Raw genomic sequence first — 22506 nt, 5'->3', positions numbered from 1 at the left:
CTTCCGCGTATGGGGCGGCGGCGGTTGACCGACGGCGAACCTCAGCGGGCCGGCAGAATGCCTTCAAAGACGCCTTTCACTGCCTTCTGCTGGTCGGCGTTCAGATTTCCGTAGGTTAGCGGAACCCTGCCGCATTCGGCGGCCTTCGCGCTTGCGACCTTTCCTTTCGCGACTGCCCATTCGGCCGACAGATTGCCTTCGAATATCATGCCGAAGGCGCTATTGGCACCTGCCCCCTGGCCCCAGCCGTTCACCATCATGGTTTCCTGCGCTCCGCCCCACGCGATCGGGTGCTTGCCGTTCTGCGACTCACCGCGGTTCTGGCAGGACTCGGCATTCGGCACGCAGTGGCCCCCGATGATTTGCTCCGGCTTGGCCTTCTTCACGTCGGCCAGGTCCATCAGCATGTAGTTCTCGAGGTTGACCAGATAGTCGCGATTGCTTTCGGCGATCAGGATCGCCGCCATCGCGTTGCCGAGCGCCTGATCGTTCGCGTCGGTTCCACTCAGGCCGCCCGAGTAAACCGTCTTCATCGCGTTGAGCAGGTCCTCCGGCTTCCTGTCTTTGGTGGCCTTGGCAAACATCGTCGGGTAGTCGCTGGCGAAACACGTGCTCGGGTTCCCGTTCGCGCGTCCCCAGAAGTGAATGTAGTTCGAGTATTGCCCGCCTCCACACTGGCGATAATAAATGGCCTCGTTCATCGAGAAGAACTGACTCTGGTTTCCGGCTCCCGCGCATTGATACGCCGCGAGACGCAGGAACTTCAACGGGCTCACGACATTGCCGAAGTAGTTGCGGGTGCCGGGACCGGCCGCAGGAAGGTGATCGTTCGCCCCGTCGCAACGTTTCGGGTCGGGCGGGGGCGTTACCGGCGTCAACGGCGTATTCTCGATGACGGTGACTCGCGCGTTCGCGACCTTGAGCGCGGCTTCGCGCAACACATTCGACGTCACGTAGAGCGGCGATCCGCGCATGTCGACGGCATAGCAGGCGGTCGCCCCCTGCGCCTGCGTGGCGAAAGAAAGTGCGGCGGCAAACGAACATGCGGCGATCCCCAGGGGGCCGCCGATAAGGTTACGATCGATATCCATGAACGGGCTCCAGTGATTTCGTGGATGGGAGAGGGCCCACGAGCGGGCATGCGCCAACGATAAGCAGGCGCACGTAGACGGCCTATGGGCCGAAAGCGCTGCCCGACATCGTGGGGTGAAGGACACAGGAGAAAGGGACGTTCGGGGCGATCTGTTGTGACCTGCCCGGGGAGCGGAGGGGCGCTGTGCCGCTGGGCGTTAGTCACGCCCGAGCGGTATTACGGGCCGCCGGTCCATTGGCTATTTTCTGATTCGCTTCTTGATTGAGCAGTGAGGAAATCCGTGTAGAACCCGGCACGAGGAACAGGGAAAAATATCGGCCGTAATCCCTGTCGAATTGGGGGCGACGGCCCTTCAATAGTAGATTCCAGTTCCCAATGTGCATTCAACACCTGTCTGAAGCACTTCCGGCCAATCGGTGCGCCGAGTTACTCGAGTCGCGCGCCAGCGGGCTTTCGAAGCGGCGCCGGCTAACTTCTATGGCGAGATACAGCTCCGGGAATCCGTGCGGAACAACGACCGGCTCGAGTGGGATAATCCTGAACTCGCGACACGGCATACCAAGCGGATCGACAGCATCGAAAACCAGCTCAGTTCCGTCGCCCCTTGCATCGCCAGCCGTCTTCAGCCATCGCGGGCGAAGCCGTGCAGTCGCCACACCGAGCGCGCCGTTGGCACCCGTGATCGTCAGGGTTCCTTTGTTTGTCGTGACGAGCGACGTCCGCGGTGAAGCGAACCCGGACTAGTCGAGTGACTGTCATTGCCGGGGGGCGGTCCATCGCCTATTCTCTGATCAATACGAATATCAGGATTTCACGGACGGCAAAGGCGCCAGTAATAGAAGAACGGAAAATGCGCCATACGAAACGGGGATCATGCCGACAGAACTTGCAACAATCACCGAGCGACGCCATTTGATTGAAACAGTCTGCCTGTGATTCGGCGATCGGCTTGAATTGATCGATCAGCAAACGATCGATACAGCTTTCCGGCACCCAGGTCAAAACCTGGCACTTTCAACGAACAACGAAAAAGAGCAGAGGGGCGCAGTTCAGGCATTAACCACCACTACGGAGATATCTTCATGGCCAATTCGGTAGCGAATCAATTCGTCGATTGGGGTTCGGAATTTCACAATCCGCCGTGGCAAGCGAACGACAGCATCGCGATTGCCCCCGGCGTGACAACCGTATTCGATCTGCTGACGGCCGACGGCGTGTCGCCCGTTCTCAACCCGCAATGGCAGGGTTCGGGCGCGAGCCTGTTCATTACGGCCTTGGGTGGAGTAGAGGCCAACCAGGGCGGCAACGGCTACTGGTGGGTGTATTTCGTCAACGGCCACATGCCCGACGTCTCATGTGCGGTCTACACGCTGCAACCCGGCGATAGCGTGGCCTGGGACTACAAGCACTACTCGAGCGGCTTGAAGCAGGCCGTTCATCCGCCGCTGGTTTGACGTTCGTCACGCGATCCACGCAACGCGGCCGGCATCGGCCCCTTCAATGCCGGCCGCTCCCCCGATAGCTTTCCACTTCCGCGTCGTACGCCGCCAGAAACGCCTTGCCGAATACCGATGCGAAATCGTCCTCGATCGCGAACACCGTATCGCGATGGGTCGCCGCGTAGCGATCCCACATCCGCGCCTTGTACAGCGCGGGCACGCGCTTCTCGTACCAGCGCATCGCATCGTCGCGTTCGCGCAGCCGTTGCGGCGAAAAACGCGTCAGCAGATCCATCAGCGCAGCGCGCATGCCGGCGACCATGCCGATCTGGTGCGCGTGCAGATCCTGGAACGCATCGCTGACCGCGCTCTGCGGCGACATGAAGCCCGGCAGCGGTAGCCCGAACATCTGCCGCAGCACGGCGCCGCCGTCGGGCAGCAGCTTCAGTGGATTGTTCTCGCGATCGAGCAGCATCGTCATGTGCGCCTTCACCTCGCGCTTCAGGATGCTGCGCGACGACAGCAGCTCGACCGTGCCGTTCGCGAACAGCGCAAGCAACTGGCCCGCGATATAGAGCTGCTCGGCCGACCACTGATGCGATTCGGCGGCCGTATCGAGCCCCGCGCCTTCGAAGAACGCGTTCAGCAGTTCGTCCGGTGTCGGCGGCGCCGGCGCGCGCGCGGCATGCGGCACCGGTTCGTCGGCCGGCTGCACATCGGCGCGCGCGGCCGCCGGCTGCACGCGCACGTGCTGCGTCCACTCGGGCGCGTGGTCGGCCTGCGTCGCGGACGACGCTTCGCGATCCGCCTTGCCGTGATCGGTCGACGGTGCCGCACCCGATGCGCCGATATCGGCGGACGACTGCGCGAACAGGTCGAGCGGATCAGTCGACAGCTGATTCAGGTCGCGCTGCGACGGTGCGGATGGCTCGCCCTGCTGCGCGGCACGGTTCGCCGGCTGCGCCGCGTCCGCTCGGGCAGGACCACCCGGCCCGATACCGACGTCCGCCGCCTTGCCGCGCGGGGCGAGACGATCCTGGAGCAGCCCCCACAGCCGGTTGCCAGCGCCTTTCGTGTCGTCGCGCGAAGGCGAGGGTGATGGCGTAGGCGAAGGTTTCAACGATGCGGCAGCCTCCGCCGCGCCGCGCCTGTCGCCATGCACACCGGTATCGGGCGCCATGTCGATGACCGGCGCGTCGCCGCCATCACCGCCATCATCGCGTTCGGCCCGCAGCACGTACGGCCCGATGCGGATGATGTCGCCGGTATTGAGCGGGCGTTCCTGCGCATAGCCGACCGGCTCGCGATTCACCTCGATCGTCGACACGCTGCTCAGGTTCTTCAGCAGGCACGCGTCGTCGCCGACCTGCAGCAGCGCCTGCAGCCGCGAAATCTGCCGCGTGTCGTCGCGCAGCACCAGATGGTTGTCGCTGGCCCGGCCGATGGTGCCGCCCGGCGGATGAAACACGACGGCGTCGTGGGAGTCGTTTTCGACCGGTTCGCCGGCATGTTCGATCACGATCAGTTGCATGTCATACGTCGCTCGGTAGATGAAGCGCTCGCGTGGAAACCGGTTCGTTCAGGATGACGACGCATGTCTGCGGCGCGCGAATTCGAACGCGGGCCCCCAGACCGGATGCCCCTTCTCGGCGGGGGACAAGTCGAAGCGCGGGTTGAGGTCGAGAATCTTCGAGAACTCGGCGCGGCACGGCGCGACGCGGTTCGTCACGCAATAGCTGAACGCAAGGAGCTTGTGCGCGGCGACCTGCGTGTCGGTGTCGGCGCCGTCGATCTCCTTCGCGTGGCTCAGCAGCGCGATCGTGCGCCCGTAGTCGCCGGCGCCATACGCGGCGCGCGCGCTGTCGACCGTCGCATGCGCGGCCGACTGGGTCGGGGACGTGCTGCACCCGCCAGCCCCCAGCAACAAGGCGCCGAGGAAAAGCACGAGCGATGAACGGCCTTTCATTTTTGAAATAAAGTTTTTGGCGTAATTGGACGGTGACGCACAAGCGCTGTTGGATTCTAGTGCCAATCATCGGCATCGATATCGCTGTTACGTTTTGTTTCAACTGATCGATCCGATTCCATTTGAACCTGAAAATAGACTACGAATTTCAGGGCTTGTTAATCTTAAAAAACGACCTATAGTTCGCTGTGTTTTTCGGATTCGTCAGTTGTTTGGTCAGCGCTCGTCAATGCACGAAAAACCGCACCGTCCGTTCGGGCGACACGAACAGCCTGGCACACCATCAGCGTCGCGAGCAGCCCTTGCCCGGCGGCCGGCTTGCGCCCCGCGCCCATCCGACAGGTGTCCACGCAATAGAACCGGGCCGCCACGGCGAACCGGTCGGGCAAGTGTTTTCGATTAATAACCAATCTCGATTCAATTACCTGTCGCCTCGATAATTCAACTTTCATAAACCCTGGATGATTTGTCCCGGCTTTTCACAAGAACAATCTGCCGGAAAAAACTTCAACGGAAGGATATGCAAATTACATAATTACCGGTCAATTAATTGTCCCTTTTTTGATCCGATCAACCGGTTCCGAACCTGGAAACCGGCGGATGGCTATTGGGTGGCGAGGGTGGAATATGCAATGGCGGTCGAGCAGTTTCATCGTATGGGGATGCGCATTGCTGTTGCCGGGGTGCGGCGCAACGGAGCACGCGGCCGCGGTGCCGTATGCGATCACGGTCGACGTTGCGCCGGACGTCAACCCTGACATGAATCGCAAGCCTTCGCCGATCGTGCTGAAGGTGTTCCAGCTTCGCGCGGCGTCGGCGTTCGACAGCGCGGATTTCTTCTCGCTGCAGGACAAGCCCGAGAACGTGCTCGGCGCGGACCTGCTCGGCACCGACCGCGTGATCCTGCGGCCGGGCGAATCGCGCACGCTGCACTATCGCGGCAACGTCGAGGCAGGCGCGATCGGCGTGATCGCCGAATACCGGATGCTCGAAAAGAACCGCTGGCGGCTGACGGTGCCGCTGCCGCGCGCGAAGCAGCTCAACCTCTACAAGTTCTGGCAGACGTCGCCGGGGGAGCTGAAGCTGTCGGTCGCGGTCCGCAACGGCGGCATCGTGCTGAACGACGCGCGGGGGCGCCCATGACCGAACCGACGATGTCCGCGACGCCGATCGCGGCACTCCGCCAGCGCGTGGTGTGGACCGAGGGGATGTTCCTGCGGCCGCAGCATTTCCAGCAGCTCGAACGGCACTGGGAACGCTACGTCGCGCTGCGCTGCCTGCCGCTGCAGGGCTTCTACTGGGGCTTCGATACGCTGGAAATCGATCGCGAGCAGCTCGCGCTCGGCAAGGTCGCGCTGCGCGCCGCGTCGGGCGTGATGCGCGACGGCACGCCATTCGACCTGGCGCATCCGGACGATCTCCCCGAACCGCTCGACGTACCGGCCGACGCGAAGGACCAGCTCGTCGTGCTCGCGCTGCCGCTGTGGCGCGGCGGCGGCGAGGAGGTGTCGTTCGGCGCAGGCGCTGGAAACGGCGCGAACGGCGGCAATGGCGGCAATGGCGTAAACGGCAACGCAGACGTTGCGCGCTACGTCGTGCGCGAATACGAAGTGGCCGACGCGAACGCGGTCGCGCTCGGCCCCGCGCTGCTGCAGACGGGGCGCCTGAACGTGCGGTTGATGTTCGAAGCCGAACTGACCGGCGACTGGCACGCGCTCGGCGTCGCACGGGTCGTCGAGCGGCGCACCGACGCGCGGCTGCTCGTCGACGGCGGCTATATTCCGCCTCGGCTCGTCGCGCAGCACGATGCCGTGTTGCTGGCGTATGCGCGCGAGCTGCACGCGCTGCTCACGCAGCGCAGCGAGGCGCTCGCGGAACGGCTGTCGGAGCCGGGGCGCGGCGGCGTGTCGGAAGTCGCGGACTTCCTGCTGCTGCAGCTCGTGAACCGCTATCTCGCGCTGACCTGGCATGCACAGCAGCACGTGTCGACGCATCCGGAAGCGTTGTTCTGCGACTGGCTGAAGCTCGCGTGCGACCTGAGCACGTTCACGGCGGCCGGCCGCCGCCCGCAGTCGCTCGCGGTCTACGTGCACGACGACCTGCGCACGAGCTTCGCGGAACTGATGACGGAATTGCGCCGGTCGTTGTCGACGGTGCTCGAACAGAACGCGATCCAGATCGAGCTGCGCGACGCGGGCAACGGCATCCGGGTCGCGACGCTGGCCGACCCGGCGCTGCGCGACACGGCCGGCTTCGTGCTCGCGGTGCGCGCGGACGTGCCGGCCGACAGCCTGCGCGCGCGCTTTCCCGCACAGGCGAAGCTCGGGCCCGTCGAGCGGATCCGCGATCTGGTGCAGTTGCAACTGCCGGGCATCACGATGCGCCAGTTGCCGGTCGCGCCGCGGCAGATCCCGTATCACGCGGGTCATACGTACTTCGAGATCGACAAGGGCAGCGACCTGTGGAAGCAACTGGCGCGCTCCGGCGGTCTCGCATTTCATTTCGCCGGCGAATTTCCTGGGCTCTCGATGGAGTTCTGGGCGATACGCGGGTGAGGGCGGGGCATCGCGATGAATACTTCCTCCGATTCGATCGCCACCGGCGCAGGCGGATTCGTGCCGCCGAATCCGGGCGGCATGCATCCGGCCGCCGCGTCCGGTTCGTCCGGCGCGGCCGGGCCGACGGCCACGCAGCCGCGGCCCGGCCGCTGGGCCGCGAGCGGCACGAACCCGCTCGTCGCGGCCGCGAACCCGCTGCTCAATCTGGTGCCGCAGATCCGCTCGACCGTCCATCATCCGAATCCGGCGTGGCTGCGCGAGCATCTCGTCGTCGAGATCCGCCAGTTCGAGGCGCGCGCGCAGGAAGCCGGCGTGCCGTCCGAGGCGATCATCGGCGCGCGCTACTGCCTGTGCACGGCGCTCGACGAAGCGGCCGCGCTGACGCCGTGGGGCGGCAGCGTGTGGTCGTCGCACAGCCTGCTCGTGTCGTTCCACAACGAAACCTGGGGCGGCGAGAAATTCTTCCACCTGCTCGAACGCCTGTCGCAGCAGCCGCGCCAGCATCTCGACCTGCTCGAGCTGCTGTATTTCTGTCTCGCGCTCGGCTTCGAGGGCCGCTATCGCGTGCTCGACAACGGTCACGCGCAGCTCGACGGGCTGCGCCGCCAGCTCGCGCAGACGATCCGCTCGGTGCGCGGCGAATTCGATCCCGCGCTGTCGCCGCACTGGCGCGACGTCGTCACGCGTGATGTCGCGCGCCGTTTCGTCGTGCCGCTGTGGGTGTGCGTGGCGCTCGCGCTGCTGATCGGCTTCGGCGTGTTCGTCGGGCTGCGCATCGCGCTCGCCGGGCATTCGGATCAAGTGTTCGCGTCGATCGACGCGCTGCACGTGCCGAAACTGCAGCCCGCGCAGGCGCCGCCGCGCCCGGCACCCGCGCCGCGCATCGCGAAATTCCTGGCACCCGAAATCGCGGCCGGCCTCGTGTCAGTGCGCGACGATGCCGATCGCAGCGTGATCGTGCTGCGCGGCGACGGGCTGTTCAAGTCCGGTTCGACCTCGGTGATCGACCGCTACGTGCCGGTGCTCGCGCGCGTCGCCGATGCGCTGAACAAGGTGCCCGGCAACGTGCGCGTGACCGGCTATACCGACGACACGCCCGTGCATACCGCGCGCTTCGCGTCGAACTGGGACCTGTCGCGCGAACGCGCGGAAGCCGTGCGCAGCATGATCGCCGTGCGGCTCGACCATCCGGAGCGGCTCGCGGCGGAAGGGCGCGGCACGCTCGATCCGGTCGCGCCGAACGATTCGCCGGCAAACCGCGCGCTGAACCGGCGCGTCGAGATCACGCTGCTGCCGGCGCCCGGCAGCGCCGCCGTCGGCGCGACGCAGGGGGCCAACTGATATGAACCAGGCTGTCGCGCGTTTCGTCCGGCCGTTGCCGTCGCGGGAGATCTGGACCTTCGCCGGTCTGGTCGTGCTCGCGTGCTTCGTGTGGCTCGCGGGCCCGCTGTTCGCGTTCGCCGAAATCCGGCCGCTCGAAAGCGGCTGGGCGCGCGGGCTGACGATCGCGGTGCTGTTCGCCGCGTGGGGCGCGCGCGTCGCGTGGCGAAGCTGGCGCGCGGGTCGCCTCAACGCGCAACTGCTGAACCAGCTTCGCGAGGCCGTGCCGGGGCCGGCCACCGCCGACGATCCGGCGAAAGCGCAACTCGACGAACTGCGCAGCCGTTTCGACGAAGCCGCGACGCTGCTGAAGAAAGTCCGCTTCGGGCAGGCCGATGCCGTGCGCAAGGGCCTGCCGCGCTGGTTCGACCGGATGTCGCGCCAGTATCTGTATCAGTTGCCGTGGTACGTATTCATCGGCGCGCCGGGCTCGGGCAAGACGACCGCGCTCGTGAATTCCGGGCTCAGCTTTCCGCTCGCCGAGCAGTTCGGCCGCGCGGCGATTCGCGGCGTGGGCGGCACGCGGCACTGCGACTGGTGGTTCACGAACGACGCGGTACTGATCGACACGGCCGGCCGCTATACGACACACGAGGGCAACCGCGCGCTCGACGAAGCCGAGTGGAAAGGCTTCGTCGACCTGCTGAAGAAATACCGCACGCGCCAGCCGCTGAACGGCGCGATGCTGACGATCAGCGTCGCCGACCTGCTCGGCGCGTCGGAAGCCGAACGCACGCAACACGCGATGGTGCTGCGCAAGCGGCTGCTCGAACTGCGCGCGCAGCTCGGCATCCGTTTTCCCGTGTACCTGCTCGTGACGAAGGCCGACCTGCTCGCGGGCTTCGCCGAGTATTTCAGCAGCTACGGCCGCACGGAATGCGCGCAGGTGTGGGGCTTCACGTTTCCGCTCGCGCAGAGCGAAGCGCCCGGCTTCGACCTGCGCGCGGCATTCGACCGCGAATACCGGCTGCTGCATCAACGGTTGAACGACGGGCTGCCCGAACTGCTCGCCGCGCAGACCGATGCGCGCCAGCGCGAAATGACGTACCTGCTGCCGCAGCAGATCGCCGACCTGCAGGACATGCTCGGCCAGTTCGTCGCCGAGGTGTTTTCCGTCTCGAGCTACGAACCGATGCCGATGCTGCGCGGCGTCTACCTGACGAGCGGCACGCAGGAGGGCACCGCGTTCGATCGCGTGATGAGCGGCATCAAGCGCTTCCTGAAGATCGAGGGCGTGCCGCCGGTCGCACAGGTCGGCTCGACCGGGCGCAGCTTCTTCCTGAAGTCGCTGCTGCAGGAACATATCTTTCGCGAAGCCTCGCTCGCCGGCAGCGACCTGCGCTGGCATCAGAAGCGGCGCGTGCTGCAGATCGCCGGCTACGTGCTGCTCGCGCTGGTATGCGTGGCCGTCTTGGTCGCGTGGCTGCGCAGCTATGCGAACAACCGCGCGTATCTCGACCAGATCGCCGCGCGCGTGCCGGCCGTCGATTCACAGATCGCCGGCGCGAAATTCTCCGACGCGGCCGACATCGCCCGGCTGCTGCCCGTGCTCGACGCGCTCGGCGGTCTCGCGAACGCGGGCGGCGTCGACCTGCAGCATCCGCCGCTCGCGTATCGGTGGGGGCTGTTCCAGGGCGAGAAGATCGACGAGGCCGTCGATGCCGTGTACCGGCGCGCGCTCAACGACGTGCTGCTGCCGATCGCCGCGAGCCGGATGGAGGCCGCGCTGCGCGACGCGCGGCCCGACGAAACCGACTACGCGTACGCGGCGCTGAAGGCATACCTGATGCTGTACGACAGCGCGCACTACGATCCCGCGTTCGTGCAGGCCGTCGTCGATCTGGAAATGGAACGCTCGCTGCCTCCGGATTTCTCGCCGGCCGAACGTTCCGCGCTGCGCGCGCATCTCTCCGCGTTGTTCGGCAACCGCGTCGCGGTGTCGCCGTATCCGATGAACGAGCGGCTCGTGGCCGACGTGCGCGACCGGCTGCGGCAGGTGCCGTTCTCGCAGCGGCTGTACCGGCAGCTCACGCGCACGTTGCGCCCGGCGACGTCCGCGTTCGACTTCAGCGTCGCGCGCGCGGTCGGCCCCGACGCGTCGCTGGTGTTCCGCCGCCAGAGCGGCAAGCCGCTGTCGGAGGGCGTGCCGGGCCTCTATACGCGCAACGGCTATCGCAACGTGTTCGCGCCGCGCCTGACCGGCGAGGTCGACGCGTACGGGCGCGAGGAAGTGTGGGTGCTGAACCTCGGATTGTCGGAGATACCCGGGCCGAACGACGCGGCCGCGTGGGCGCGCGATATCCGCCAGCTTTACCTGAACGACTACCTGAAGATCTGGGACGACTATCTCGCCGACATCAAGCTGCAGCGCACGGCCACGCTCGCGCAGAGCATCCAGGTGGCACGCGCGCTGTCGTCGGCCGATTCGCCGCTCACGCGGCTGATGGGCGCGCTCGCGCGCGACACGGCGCTCGGCGATGCGCCGGGCGGGGCGCGCAATCTCGCATCGCGTGCGCAGGACAAGGTCGACGAGGCGCGCAGCTCGCTGTCGCAGATCTTCGCGGGCCAGGCCAGCGACGCGAATCCGTCCGCGGCGGCGCCCGCGAGCCCCGAGCAGGTGGTCGACAGCCACTTCGCCGGGTTCCGCGCGTTCGCGCCGGGCAGCGGCGACCAGGCGCAGGGATTCGACGCGGTGCTGAAGTCGATCGACGCGCTTTACACGTACCTGACGGCCACCGACGACGCGCTGCGCAGCGGCGCGCAGCCGCCGCCGTCCGATGCGCCCGCGCGGCTGCGCGCGCAGGCCGGCCGCCTGCCGACACCGTTCCGCGAAGTGCTCGACGACCTGTCGAACGTCGCGAACGGCAGCGTGGCGACCGTCGAGCAGCGCAGCGTCGCGCTGCGGGCCGGCGCGAATGTCGGCGATTTCTGCCGGCAGGCGATCGCGGGCCGCTATCCGTTCGCGCGCGGATCGTCGCGCGACGTCGCGCCGGCGGATTTCGCGCAGATGTTCGCGCCGGGCGGGCTGATGGACGATTTCTTCCAGAAGAACCTGCAGTCGATCGTCGATACGACGTCGCACCCGTGGCGCTTCGCGAACCGCAATGCGGACGCCGATCCGTCGGCGGCCGCGATGCTCGCGTCGTTCGAAAAGGCCGCGGTGATCCGCGACGTGTATTTCGGCAGCGGTGCGCGCACCGCGCAACTGAAGGTGCAGATCCAGCCGCTCGAAATGGACCCGTCGATCACGGAGATGGTGCTCGACGTCGACGGGCAGATCGTCCGCTACGCGCACGGCCCGCTCGTGCAGAGCGCGGTGGACTGGCCGGGCCCGCGCGGCAGCAACCAGGTGCGGCTGCAGGTGTCGGGACAGGCCGGCGCGGCCGACGGCTTCACGACCGACGGGCCGTGGGCGCTGCACCGGCTGTTCGACCGCGCGGCCGTGTCGGCCGGGCGCGGCTCGGACCAGATGATGGCGCGCTTCACGGTCGACGGCAAACCGATCGTGCTGCAGGTGAATGCGGGCAGCGTCCGCAACCCGTTCAGGCTGGCCCAGATGGAGTCCTTTACATGCCCTCCGAAGCAATGAGCCCCACACCGCCGCTCACGAGCACCGCCGGCGACGCGCCGGCCTGGTACGGGAAGATTCCCGGCGCCGGCGACTTCGTGAACAGCCGGCTGCCGCATGCGCTCGCGCTCTGGTGGGAACGCTGGCTCCAGCAGGGGATGGCCGCGATGCGCCAGCGCGGCGCGGACGAGATCGAGCGCCATTACACGGTCGCGCCGGTCTGGAATTTCCTGATCCCGGCGGGCGCCGGCGCGTCGTGCGTGCAGCCGGGCTGCCTCGCGCCGAGCTGCGACCGCGTGGGGCGCTACTACCCGGTGCTCGTCACGCTGCCGATGCGCGCGACCGATTACTGGAACGGGCTGCCGGACGCCGCCGACGCGTTCTACTGGCAGGTCGGCCATGCGCTGCTCGACGCGATCCGCCATGCGCGCGCGCCGGGCGATCTCGAGCGGACGCTCGAACGCGTGCGGCTCGTACCGGGCGGCGGCCGGTACGCGGAACGCGTTGGCGGCACGCCGGCGACGCTGCCGGAACAGCCGGCGCCCGCCGCGTGGCCCGGGCTGTCCGGTTATTTCGATCCGCACGGCGGGACCAGTTTCTGGTGGACCAACCGCGCCGACGGATCGCCGCCGCGCACGCATGCGCATACGGGCACGCCCGACAACGCGCTGTTCCTGACGCTGTTCGGCGGCGGTTAGCGGCCCGGCCAAAGGTCGGCGAGCCGCCGGGCGCGGCGGGCAGATGGGGCGCGGTTTCGAGAGGTGGACATGAAGGACGCTGGATCGAGAGACAACGAGTACGACACGGCGACACGCGGCGACGCATCCGAATTCACGGTGCGGCCGCTGCCGCTCGGCCATCGCCTGGGCGAACTGCAGCTCGACGAGGTGCTGGGGATCGGCGGTTTCGGGATCGTCTATCGCGCGTTCGACCGCACGTTGCGGCGCGCGGTCGCGATCAAGGAGTACATGCCGTCGATGCTTGCCACGCGCGGCGGCGACTATACGGTGTCGCTGCGTTCCGAGCGGTTCGCGCAGGCGTTCGACGCGGGGCGCGGCGCGTTCCTCAACGAGGCGCGCCTGCTCGCGCAATTCGATCATCCGGGGCTCGTCAAGGTCCTGCACTTCTGGGAAAGCCACGGCACCGCGTACATGGTGATGCCGTTCTACGAAGGGCGTACGCTCAAGCAGTTGCTCGACGGCGGCATGCGGATCAGCGAGACGCAACTGCGCAACATCGTCGGCGCGCTGCTCGGCGCGCTCGACACGCTGCATCGCGCGCAATGCTTTCATCGCGACGTGGCGCTCGACAACGTGCTGATCCGCCCGAACGGCAGCGCGATCCTGCTCGACTTCGGCGCGGCGCGCAAACGGATCGGCGATCTCGTCGACGACGGCGCGATGATGATCAAGCCCGGCTACGCGCCGATCGAGCAGTACACCGACGATCCGGCGTTCAGCCAGGGGCCGTGGACCGATCTCTATGCGCTCGGCGCGGTGATGCACGCGATGATCGCCGGCGAGTTGCCGCCCGCGGCCGTCGTGCGCAGCATCAAGGACACGTACCGGCCGCTCGTGTCGCGCGAATTGCCGGCCGGCGAGGTGTACAGTCCGGCGTTTCTCGCGGCCGTCGATCATGCGCTGCAGTTGCGGATTCCGGATCGGCCGGAATCGGTCGCCGCGTTCGCGGCGGAGCTCGGGTTGCGGGACTTCGACCGGACGGGCGGTGGGTATGGCGCGGCGGTCGTGCCGCCGGCGGGTGACGCGGGCAGGAGCGGGGAAGGGAAGGGTGATGCTTCGGCGGCTTCCGCTGCGTCGGGCACCGCGTCGGCTGTTGCCGCGGCGGCGATCGGCGAGGGCGGAACCGCTGCGGGAAAGGCTGCGTCGGATGGGCAGTCGTCAAAGGCCGAGCGTCCGGACAATGTGTCGGCACCATCGGATCACGCATCTGCATCGTCTGCCCCGCTCGGTGCCAAGCCGGAGGCTGGTGGACCTTCAACACAGAAGGCGGCTGCGCAGAACGCTGCGATTGCGGCTGCGGGCGCGTCGGCAGCGTCGGCATCGCATACGTCTCGGCCGGCGGCGAAGCCGGTTGAATCCGGTGCGCCGAACGGAAACGCGGAGCGTGCAAAGGAACCGCTTGCTGCAAGAACCGAAGCGCACGACGAAGCAGATGCGCGATCCGCACGTGCCGACGCAGACATCGGCAAGCCCGGCGCAGCGGATTCCGGGAACACGAACGGGAATGCGTATGCGGCTGCCGGCGCCGCCGGCACCACCGCGTCGCATCCCGCCGCATTGGCATCGTCATCAGGCGGCGCGTCCGTGCCGACCGGCACCCAACGCGGCTCCGCACCCGCCGGATCGCGCAACCGTCGCATACCGGTCTACGTCGGTAGCGCGCTCGTCGCACTGATCGCCGTCGGCCTCGCCGCGACCTATCTGTCGCGTCCCGCACGCGTCGCCGACGAAGCCGCACCCGGCGCGAGCCAGCCGCAGGCCGGCACGTCATCGCCCGCCAGCACGCCGGACGCCACGCTGGCCCAGCACGGACCGACGCCGATCGTCGTGCCGCCGTCGAGCCTGCCTACCGGATCGTCGGCGCAGGTTCCGCCGCCGCCCGTTGCCGCCGCGCCGGCCAGCACGCCTGCGGTCGACGCCGCCACCGCACCGCAGGTCGCGACCGCCGTCACGAACCCGGCGCCGGCGCAAGCCCGCTCCCGTTCCGCCATCGCGCCTGCCGGCAGCCTCGACGCGTCGGAGCGCGTCGTCAACGTGCCGCCGTCGGGAACCGCCTCGTCACCGGCGTCCACGCCAACTCCGGCGCCCAAGCCGTCACCGGAAGCCGAAACGGCCATTGCCGCCGTGAACGTGCTGCCTGCCGAGCCGCGCCCGCCGAAGACGCAGGAAACCGTCCAGGTGCGCTTCAACGTGCAGCCGTGGGGCGACGTGTACGTGAACGGCGCGCGACGCGGCGCGAGCCCGCCGCTGCGCTCGGTGTCGCTGACGCCGGGCGTCTACCAGATCGAGATCCGCAACGGCTCGCTGCCGCCGTTGCGCCGCACCGTGGCGATCGACTTCGGCAGCAAACCGATCAACATCGACTATGCATTCGAATGACGTCAGCCAGGCGGCGCTCGCCGCCGCCGCGCTTTCCCCTGCGTCGCCGGGCCTGCCGGCGGCGACGCCGCGTGCCGACCTGATCGGCCGGCTGCTCGCGGACGTCGCGCCCGATGCGCCATGCGGCGCGAACCTCGAATACGACGCCGAGTTCCTGCAGTTGCAGGAGCGCGCGACGCCGCGCGCCGAGCAGCAGTACGGCGACACCGTGATCCCGGCCGAGGCGCCCGACTGGGGCGCGGTCGAGCGGCTCGCGCTTGCGCTGTCCGCACGCACGAAGGACCTGCGCGTCGTCGCGTATCTCGCGCGTAGCTGGATCGAGCAGCACGGCATGCCCGGCTACGCGGACGCGCTCGCAATCGTCGCGAACCTGCTCGAGCGCCGGTGGGACGACCTGCATCCGCGGCTCGACGCTGACGGCGAACCGGACCCGACGCCGCGGATGAACGCGCTCGCCGACGTGGCCGGCGCGCACGACTGCGCACGCGCGGCACGCCGCCAGCCGCTGTTCGACGGCGGCCCGAACGTGCGCGACGCCGAACGGCTGCTCGACGGCCGCGACGAAGCCGGCGGCCGCGCAAGCCTGATTGCCGCACTGTCGGCCGCGCGCGGCGACGGCACGACGCCGCTCGACGCGGCGCGCGCCGCGTTGCAAGCGCTGGACACGATCCGCGCGACCGTGACCGACAAGCTCGGCCGCGAATGGGCACCCGATGCCGGCGATGCGGAGAAGGCGTTGCAACGGATCATGCGCGAAGTGCCGGTGCCCGAGCCGCAATCGGGCGCGCCGGACGGTGCAGTTTCCGCGCAGCAGGCCGCGTCCGGCGACGCATCGCAGACCGGCACCGCACCGGTTGCGCCGGCAACCATGTCGAACGCGCACGCGTGGCGCGATGCGGAGGTCACGAGCCGCGACGACGTGCGGCTCGGCCTCGACAAGATGTGCCGCTATTTCGAGCAGCACGAACCGAGCCATCCGGCGCCGCTGCTGCTGCGGCGCGCGCAGCGGCTGCTCGCGCTCGACTTCTACGAAATCATCCGCGATCTCGCGCCGGAGAGCCTGCCGAAGCTGGACCTGCTGAGCGGCGAGCGAAGCGAATGAAACGAACCGGACAAACCGGATAAAGGAAGCCGTCACGCGGGCGGCGACAACGTACTGCGCAACCTGATCGAAGCGAAGGAGTGGACGATGACTGACAGAACCAAGGCAGCGGGCAGCGGACAGAAGTTCATCGCGCGCAATCGGGCGCCGCGCGTGCAGATCGAGTACGACGTCGAGACCTACGGCGCCGAGCGCAAGGTGCAGCTGCCGTTCGTGATGGGCGTGATTTCGGACCTGGCGGGCAAGCGCGCCGAGCCGCTGCCGGACCTGCCGGAGCGCAAGTTTCTCGAGATCGACGTCGACAACTTCGACGAGCGGATGAAGTCGGTCGCGCCGCGCGTCGCGTTCCAGGTGCCGAACACGCTGACGGGCGAAGGGATGCTCAATGTCGACATGACGTTCGAGCAGATCGACGATTTCTCGCCGGCCGCGATCGCGCGCAACGTCGACGCGCTGCGCCGGCTGCTGGAAGCGCGCACCGAGCTGTCGAACCTGCTGTCGTACATGGACGGCAAGCACGGCGCCGAACAACTGATCGAGCGCGCGATCAACGATCCCGACCTGCTGAAGACGCTCGTGCGCAATCCGCACGAATCCGCGCAGCGCGGCGATGCGACCGAATCGGAGGCCCGCGATGAATGACCCCGTCCAATCCCGCGCCGACACGCGCGACCTCGCGCAGCCAGCCGTCGCTCACGACGAGTTCGCCGCGCTGCTGCAGAAGGAATTCAAGCCGAAGACGGCCGAGGCGCGCGAGTCGGTCGAGCGCGCGGTGCGCACGCTCGCGCAGCAGGCGCTCGAACATACGGTCGGCATGACGACCGACGCGTACGGCAGCGTGAAGCAGATCATCGCGGAGATCGACCGGAAGCTGTCCGACCAGATCAACCAGATCCTGCATCACGACGAGTTCCAGACACTCGAAGGCGCGTGGCGCGGCCTGCATTACCTCGTCACGCACACCGAGACCGACGAGTTGCTGAAGATCAAGGCGCTGCCGGCGTCGCGCAACGAGGTCGCGCGGATGCTGAAGCGCTACAAGGGCGTCGCGTGGGACCAGAGTCCGCTGTTCCGCAAGATCTACGAGGAAGAGTACGGGCAGTTCGGCGGCGAGCCGTTCGGCTGCCTCGTCGGCGATTTCCATTTCAATCACAGCCCGCCCGACGTCGAGATGCTCGGCGAGCTGTCGAAGATCGCGGCGGCCGCGCATGCGCCGTTCATCGCCGGCGCGTCGCCGGAGCTGATGCAGATGGATTCGTGGCAGGAGCTGTCGAACCCGCGCGACCTGACGAAGATCTTCCAGAATACCGAATACGCGGCGTGGCGCAGCCTGCGGCAGTCGGAGGATTCGCGCTACGTCGGCCTCGCGATGCCGCGTTTTCTTGCGCGGCTGCCGTACGGCGCGCGCACCAACCCGGTCGACGAATTCGACTTCGAGGAAGACACCGACGCCGCGAACCACGACCGCTACACGTGGGCGAATTCCGCGTACGCGATGGCCGCGAACATCAACCGCTCGTTCAAGCAGTACGGCTGGTGTTCGTCGATCCGCGGCGTCGAATCGGGCGGGGCGGTCGAAGGGCTGCCGAGCCACACGTTCCCGACCGACGACGGCGGCGTCGACCAGAAATGCCCGACCGAGATCGCGATCAGCGATCGCCGCGAGGCCGAGCTCGCGAAGAACGGCTTCATGCCGTTCGTACACCGGAAGAACTCGGATTTCGCGGCGTTCATCGGCGCGCAGTCGCTGTACCAGCCGGCCGAGTACCACGATCCCGACGCGACCGCGAACGCACGGCTGTCCGGCCGCCTGCCGTACCTGTTCGCGTGCTGCCGCTTCGCGCACTACCTGAAGTGCATCGTGCGCGACAAGATCGGCTCGTTCCGCGAGCGCGACGACATGGAGCGCTGGCTGAACGACTGGATCATGAACTACGTCGACGGCGACCCCGTGAACTCGTCGCAGGAAACCAAGGCGCGCAAGCCGCTCGCGGCCGCGCAGGTGGTCGTCGACGAAGTCGAGGACAACCCCGGCTACTACACGTCGAAATTCTTCCTGAGACCGCACTACCAGCTCGAAGGGCTCACCGTGTCGCTGCGGCTCATCTCGCGGTTGCCGACCGCGAAGGCGGCGAACGAGTAAGCGGAAAAACGAGCGGAAAGCGGCATTCAACACGGCATTCAACCTGACCTCGCACTGAAACGGAGACGGCAATGGGCGTAGCAATGTTTATGAAGGTGGACGGCGTGACCGGCGAATCGGCGGACGCGCAGCACAAGGGCTGGACCGACATCCAGTCGTTCACGTGGGGCGCGAGCCAGCCGGGCGCGATGGCGAGCGGCAGCGGCGGCAACGCGGGCAAGGCGAGCTTCAACGATCTCGTCGTCGCCGCGTACATGGACAAGGGCGCGCCCGCGATCATCAAGAACTGCGCGAACGGCAAGCACCTGTCGTCGGTCGAGATTTCCGCGTGCAAGACGGGCGGCACGCAGGTCGAGTTCATGCGCGTGACGCTGCAGGAGGTGCTCGTCACGTCCGCGCAGGTCGCGGGCATCGATCCGGGCGACGTCGCCGACCGGCTGATGATGCACTACGGCTTCCAGGCCGCGAAGGTGAAGAAGCAGTACTGGCAGCAGAACGACAACGGCGGCAAGGGCGCCGAGGTCACGGTCGGCTGGAACATCAAGGAAAACACCGAGATGTGAGGGTACAAGCAGGCACGGAGACGACGATGGACGACCCGCGAACCCGCGACGGCCGGGAGGGCAACCTGTGCGACCGGCTGCAGCCCGCGCTGCTCGACCGGCTCACCGACGACGCGCCGCAGCGCGCAACCGAAGCGCCCGGCGCGCAATGGATCGGCACCGAGCGGCTGCGCGCCGCCGTGCTGCGCGATCTCGCATGGCTGCTCAACACGCGCAATGCCGAGGACGGTTTCGTCGACTGGTCGGCGTTCGCGCACGCACAGGCGTCGGTGCTGAACTACGGGATGCGGCCGCTCGTCGGCAAGCCGATGTCGGGCGTCGAGCGGATGTCGGTCGAGGCGTCGATCCGCGACGCGATCGTCCGCTTCGAGCCGCGCATCGCACCCGACAGCGTCGAAGTCCGCAGCGTGATTGACGCGCCGGGCGGCCGGGCGGGAGAACGACGCCACAACGTGCTGCTGTTCGAGATCCGCGGCACGCTGTGGTCGATCCCGCATCCGCTCGAATTCGTGCTGCGCTCCGACCTCGATCTCGAGACGGGCGCGATGTCGCTGCAATCCGTGGCGGGGGCCTGACGCGATGGATACGCGCCTGCTCGACTACTACAACCGCGAACTCGCGTACCTGCGCGAGCTCGGTGGCGAATTCGCGCAGCAGTTCCCGAAGGTCGCCGCGCGGCTGCGGCTGCACGAATCGGGGCCGCCCGACCCGTACGTCGAACGGCTGCTCGAAGGCTTCAGCTTCCTCACCGCGCGCGTGCAGTTGAAGATGGACGCCGAATTCCCGCGCTTCACGCAGGCGCTGCTCGACGCCGTGTATCCCGGCTATATCGCGCCGCTGCCGTCGATGGCGATCGTGCGGTTCGCGCCGATGATGAACGAAGGCAGCCTTGCGCAAGGCTGGCGGCTGCCGGCCGGCACCGCGCTGCGCGCGCGGCCGGCCGCGTCCGAGCAGACCGCGTGCGAATTCCGCACCGCGCACGACCTGACGCTGTGGCCGCTCGAACTGATCGATGCGACCGTCACGGGTGCGCCGTCGTGGCTGCCGCGCGGCGCCGTCGCGGCGCGGCAGGACGTGCGCGGCGCGCTGCGCATCCGGCTGAAGGCACGCGGCGGCGCCAAACTCTCGCAGTTGCCGCTCGACCGGCTGACGTTCCATCTCGCGGGCCCCGAACGCGACGCGCTGCATCTGCTCGAACTGATCGCCGCGCATGCGCTCGGCGTCGTGTGTCACGATCCCGGGCAGCCGCCGCGCTGGCTGCATACGCTCGACGCCGACGCGATCGTCCACGAGGGTTTCGATCCGGCGCAGGCGATCCTGCCCGACGACGGCCGCAGCTTCCACGGCTACCGGCTGCTGCGCGAGTATTTCGCGTTTCCGGCACGCTTCCTGTTCTTCAGCATCGGCGGGCTGCGCGCCGCGCTCGCGCGCGCGACCGGCGACGAATGCGAGCTGACCGTGCTGTTCGATCGTCACGACGCAGCGCTCGAAGCCGCCGTCGACGCGCGCCACCTCGCGCTGAACTGCACGCCGGCCGTGAACCTGTTCGCGCGCCGCGCCGACCGCATTCCGCTGCAGCCGGGCGCGCGCGAGCATCATGTCGTCGTCGACCGCAGCCGGCCGCTCGACTACGAGGTCTATGCGGTGCAGCGGCTCGCGAGCGAGCAGCGCGACGACGGCCAGTCGCGCGAATTCCGGCCGTTTCACGCGTCGTTCGCCGGCGACGACGGCAATTACGGCGCGTACTACACGGTGCGGCGCGAGCCGCGGCTGGTATCCGCGCAGGCGCGCGCGAACGGCACGCGCACCGGCTACGTCGGCAGCGAAACCTATGTATCGCTTGTCGACAGCCAGTGCGCGCCGTACGACGAGACGATGCGCTACCTGTCCGCCGACACGCTGTGTACGAACCGCGATCTCGTGCTGCTGCAGCCGCCCGGCGACGCGAACACGTTCACGCTGCGCGTGTCGGCCCCGGTCGAGCGTATCGTCGCGATCCGCGGCCCGTCGCGGCCGCGCCCGCCGATCGCCGATGCGCAAACCGCGTGGCGATTGATCCGCCATCTCGGGCTGGCACGCCACACGCTGACCGATCTCGACGACGACGAGGGCGCGCACGCGCTGCGCGAACTGCTCGGCCTGCACGCCGACCCGGCCGACGCCGCGATGCGCCGGCAGATCGACGGCGTGCAGCGCGTCGCGTTCTCGCCGGTGTTCCGCCGGCTGCCGGCACTCGGGCCGCTGATGTTCGGGCGCGGCGTGCAGGTCGACGTAACCGTCGACGATCACGCGTTCTCCGGCGACAGCCCGTTCCTGCTCGGCGCGGTGCTCGAACAGTTCTTCGCGCGTCACGTGTCGATCAACGCGTTCGCCGAATGCGTGCTGACCAGCGCGCAGCGCGGCACGCTCGCGCACTGGCCCGCGCGCATCGGCAGGCGGCCTGCAATATGAAACGCGACACGTCACCCGGCGCCCGGCCGGCCGCCGAAGCCGCACGCCGCGACGCGTGGTGGGCACGGCTGCGGGCCGCGCCGCACGGCTACGACCTGTTCCAGGCGCTGCGCTGGCTCGACGCGCTGTCGCCCGGCCGCGCACCGCTCGGTCATGCCGCGCGGCCGCGCGACGAGCCCGTGCGGCTCGGGCAGCAGCCGTCGCTCGCGTTCGCGGCGTCGATGCTGGCCGGCGTGCACGACGACGGCGCCGCGCCGCCGCGCATCGCGATCCACGGTTTCGGACTGTTCGGGCCGAACGGGCCGCTGCCGACGCACCTGACCGAATACGCGCACGAGCGTGCGGCCCAGCACGACGACCCGACGTTTGCCGCGTTCGCGGACCTGTTCCATCACCGGCTGATCCTGCTGTTCTACCGCGCATGGGCCGACGCGCAGCCGACGGTGAGCCTGGATCGCCCCGAGCGCGCACGGTTCGACGGTTACATCGCGAGCCTGATCGGACGTGCGACGCACGGCGACAGGCCGGCCGCGCAAGCCGGTGCCTTGGCCACTGCAATCGCCGACGCGCTCGCGCCGCATGCGCGCTATTTCCATGCGGGCCATCTCGTGCGACACACCCGCAACCCGGAAGGACTCGTGCAGATCCTGCGCCGGCATTTCGGCGTCGATGCGCGCATCGTCGAGCACGTGCCGCAATGGGTCGCGATCGAGCGCTCGCAGCGCTGCACGATCCGCGCGACGCGGCCGACGTTGCGCGTCGGCGCCGTCGCGCTCGGCGTCGCGGTGCGCGATGCGCAGTCGCGTTTCCGGATCGTGCTCGGCCCGCTGTCGCTCGACGCGTACCGCCGCTTCCTGCCGGGCGGGCCGCACGCGCGGCAGCTCGCGCAATGGGTGCGCGAATACGTCGGCATCGAGTTCGACTGGGATGTGCAGCTCGAACTGGCGGCTGACGCGGTGCCTGCGATCGCGCTCGGCGCGCCGCAGGGCATCGGCCGCACCGCGTGGCTCGGGCAGCGTCTCGAACCGGGCCCCGCGCGCGACCTCGTCGTCCGCTACGACGTGCGCCGTGGCGACACGCCGCGCGCCGGCGCGGCCTTTCATCGCGAAACCGCCTAAACGGGA

Annotated in this window: 17 protein-coding genes; 14 read left to right on the top strand and 3 right to left on the bottom strand. The window is 68.1% G+C overall.

Annotated elements, in window-relative coordinates; genetic code table 11:
• Positions 1–41: 41 nt before the first annotated feature.
• Complete coding sequence (locus JYG32_RS20635; RefSeq protein WP_213266773.1) at positions 42–1091, bottom strand: hypothetical protein; 1050 nt, start codon at positions 1089–1091, stop codon at positions 42–44.
• Positions 1092–2175: 1084 nt separating this feature from the next.
• Here JYG32_RS20635 and JYG32_RS20630 point away from each other — a divergent pair.
• The gene (locus JYG32_RS20630; RefSeq protein ID WP_213266772.1) at positions 2176–2547 is read left to right on the top strand and encodes a DUF4430 domain-containing protein; all 372 of its coding nucleotides are present in this window, start codon (positions 2176–2178) and stop codon (positions 2545–2547) included.
• Positions 2548–2590: 43 nt separating this feature from the next.
• Here JYG32_RS20630 and tagH read toward each other — a convergent pair whose 3' ends face one another.
• Positions 2591–4063, bottom strand: a complete 1473-nt coding sequence (gene tagH, locus JYG32_RS20625; RefSeq protein ID WP_213266771.1) for a type VI secretion system-associated FHA domain protein TagH — start codon at positions 4061–4063, stop codon at positions 2591–2593.
• Positions 4064–4111: 48 nt separating this feature from the next.
• Positions 4112–4498 carry a TssQ family T6SS-associated lipoprotein gene (locus JYG32_RS20620; RefSeq protein WP_213266770.1) on the bottom strand — a complete coding sequence of 129 codons (387 nt, stop codon included), beginning with the start codon at positions 4496–4498 and terminating at the stop codon, positions 4112–4114.
• Between the two features lie 627 nt (positions 4499–5125).
• On the opposite strand from JYG32_RS20620, the gene tssJ reads away from it, so the two are divergent.
• The 13 genes from tssJ (at position 5126) to tssG (ending at position 22500) form a co-directional block, all read left to right on the top strand.
• Complete coding sequence (gene tssJ / locus JYG32_RS20615) at positions 5126–5641, top strand: type VI secretion system lipoprotein TssJ (protein WP_213266769.1); 516 nt, start codon at positions 5126–5128, stop codon at positions 5639–5641.
• Positions 5638–7053: a type VI secretion system baseplate subunit TssK gene (gene tssK, locus JYG32_RS20610; RefSeq protein WP_213266768.1), complete on the top strand. Its 1416-nt coding sequence runs from the start codon at positions 5638–5640 to the stop codon at positions 7051–7053. Before tssJ ends, tssK begins: the two co-directional genes overlap by 4 nt.
• 15 nt (positions 7054–7068) lie before the next feature.
• A complete protein-coding gene (locus JYG32_RS20605) occupies positions 7069–8397 on the top strand; it encodes a DotU family type VI secretion system protein (protein WP_213266767.1) in 1329 nt (442 codons plus the stop codon).
• Position 8398: 1 nt separating this feature from the next.
• On the top strand, positions 8399–12025 hold the full coding sequence (tssM, locus tag JYG32_RS20600) for a type VI secretion system membrane subunit TssM (protein ID WP_213266766.1): 3627 nt from the start codon (positions 8399–8401) through the stop codon (positions 12023–12025).
• A complete protein-coding gene (gene tagF / locus JYG32_RS20595) occupies positions 12007–12702 on the top strand; it encodes a type VI secretion system-associated protein TagF (protein WP_213266765.1) in 696 nt (231 codons plus the stop codon). The genes tssM and tagF overlap by 19 nt, the downstream gene beginning before the upstream one ends.
• Before the next feature lie 69 nt (positions 12703–12771).
• Complete coding sequence (locus tag JYG32_RS20590) at positions 12772–15123, top strand: serine/threonine-protein kinase (protein ID WP_213266764.1); 2352 nt, start codon at positions 12772–12774, stop codon at positions 15121–15123.
• Positions 15110–16225, top strand: a complete 1116-nt coding sequence (tssA, locus tag JYG32_RS20585) for a type VI secretion system protein TssA (RefSeq protein ID WP_213266763.1) — start codon at positions 15110–15112, stop codon at positions 16223–16225. Before JYG32_RS20590 ends, tssA begins: the two co-directional genes overlap by 14 nt.
• An 87-nt stretch (positions 16226–16312) precedes the next feature.
• A complete protein-coding gene (tssB, locus tag JYG32_RS20580; protein ID WP_213266762.1) occupies positions 16313–16867 on the top strand; it encodes a type VI secretion system contractile sheath small subunit in 555 nt (184 codons plus the stop codon).
• On the top strand, positions 16860–18368 hold the full coding sequence (gene tssC, locus JYG32_RS20575; RefSeq protein ID WP_174381351.1) for a type VI secretion system contractile sheath large subunit: 1509 nt from the start codon (positions 16860–16862) through the stop codon (positions 18366–18368). Before tssB ends, tssC begins: the two co-directional genes overlap by 8 nt.
• A 71-nt stretch (positions 18369–18439) precedes the next feature.
• Entirely contained in the window at positions 18440–18931 is a 492-nt protein-coding gene (locus JYG32_RS20570) for an Hcp family type VI secretion system effector (protein ID WP_027791618.1), read from the top strand.
• Between the two features lie 26 nt (positions 18932–18957).
• Positions 18958–19506, top strand: coding sequence for a type VI secretion system baseplate subunit TssE (tssE, locus tag JYG32_RS20565; RefSeq protein WP_213266761.1), 549 nt, complete (start codon positions 18958–18960; stop codon positions 19504–19506).
• A gap of 4 nt (positions 19507–19510) precedes the next feature.
• Complete coding sequence (tssF, locus tag JYG32_RS20560; protein ID WP_213266760.1) at positions 19511–21382, top strand: type VI secretion system baseplate subunit TssF; 1872 nt, start codon at positions 19511–19513, stop codon at positions 21380–21382.
• Positions 21379–22500, top strand: a complete 1122-nt coding sequence (gene tssG / locus JYG32_RS20555; RefSeq protein WP_213266759.1) for a type VI secretion system baseplate subunit TssG — start codon at positions 21379–21381, stop codon at positions 22498–22500. Before tssF ends, tssG begins: the two co-directional genes overlap by 4 nt.
• Positions 22501–22506 lie beyond the last annotated feature (6 nt).

This window comes from Burkholderia pyrrocinia, from assembly GCF_018417535.1.
GTDB lineage: Bacteria > Pseudomonadota > Gammaproteobacteria > Burkholderiales > Burkholderiaceae > Burkholderia > Burkholderia pyrrocinia_E.
The sequence above is the reverse complement of the archived record's forward strand: the minus strand, read 5'-3'. Positions and strand labels throughout refer to the sequence as shown.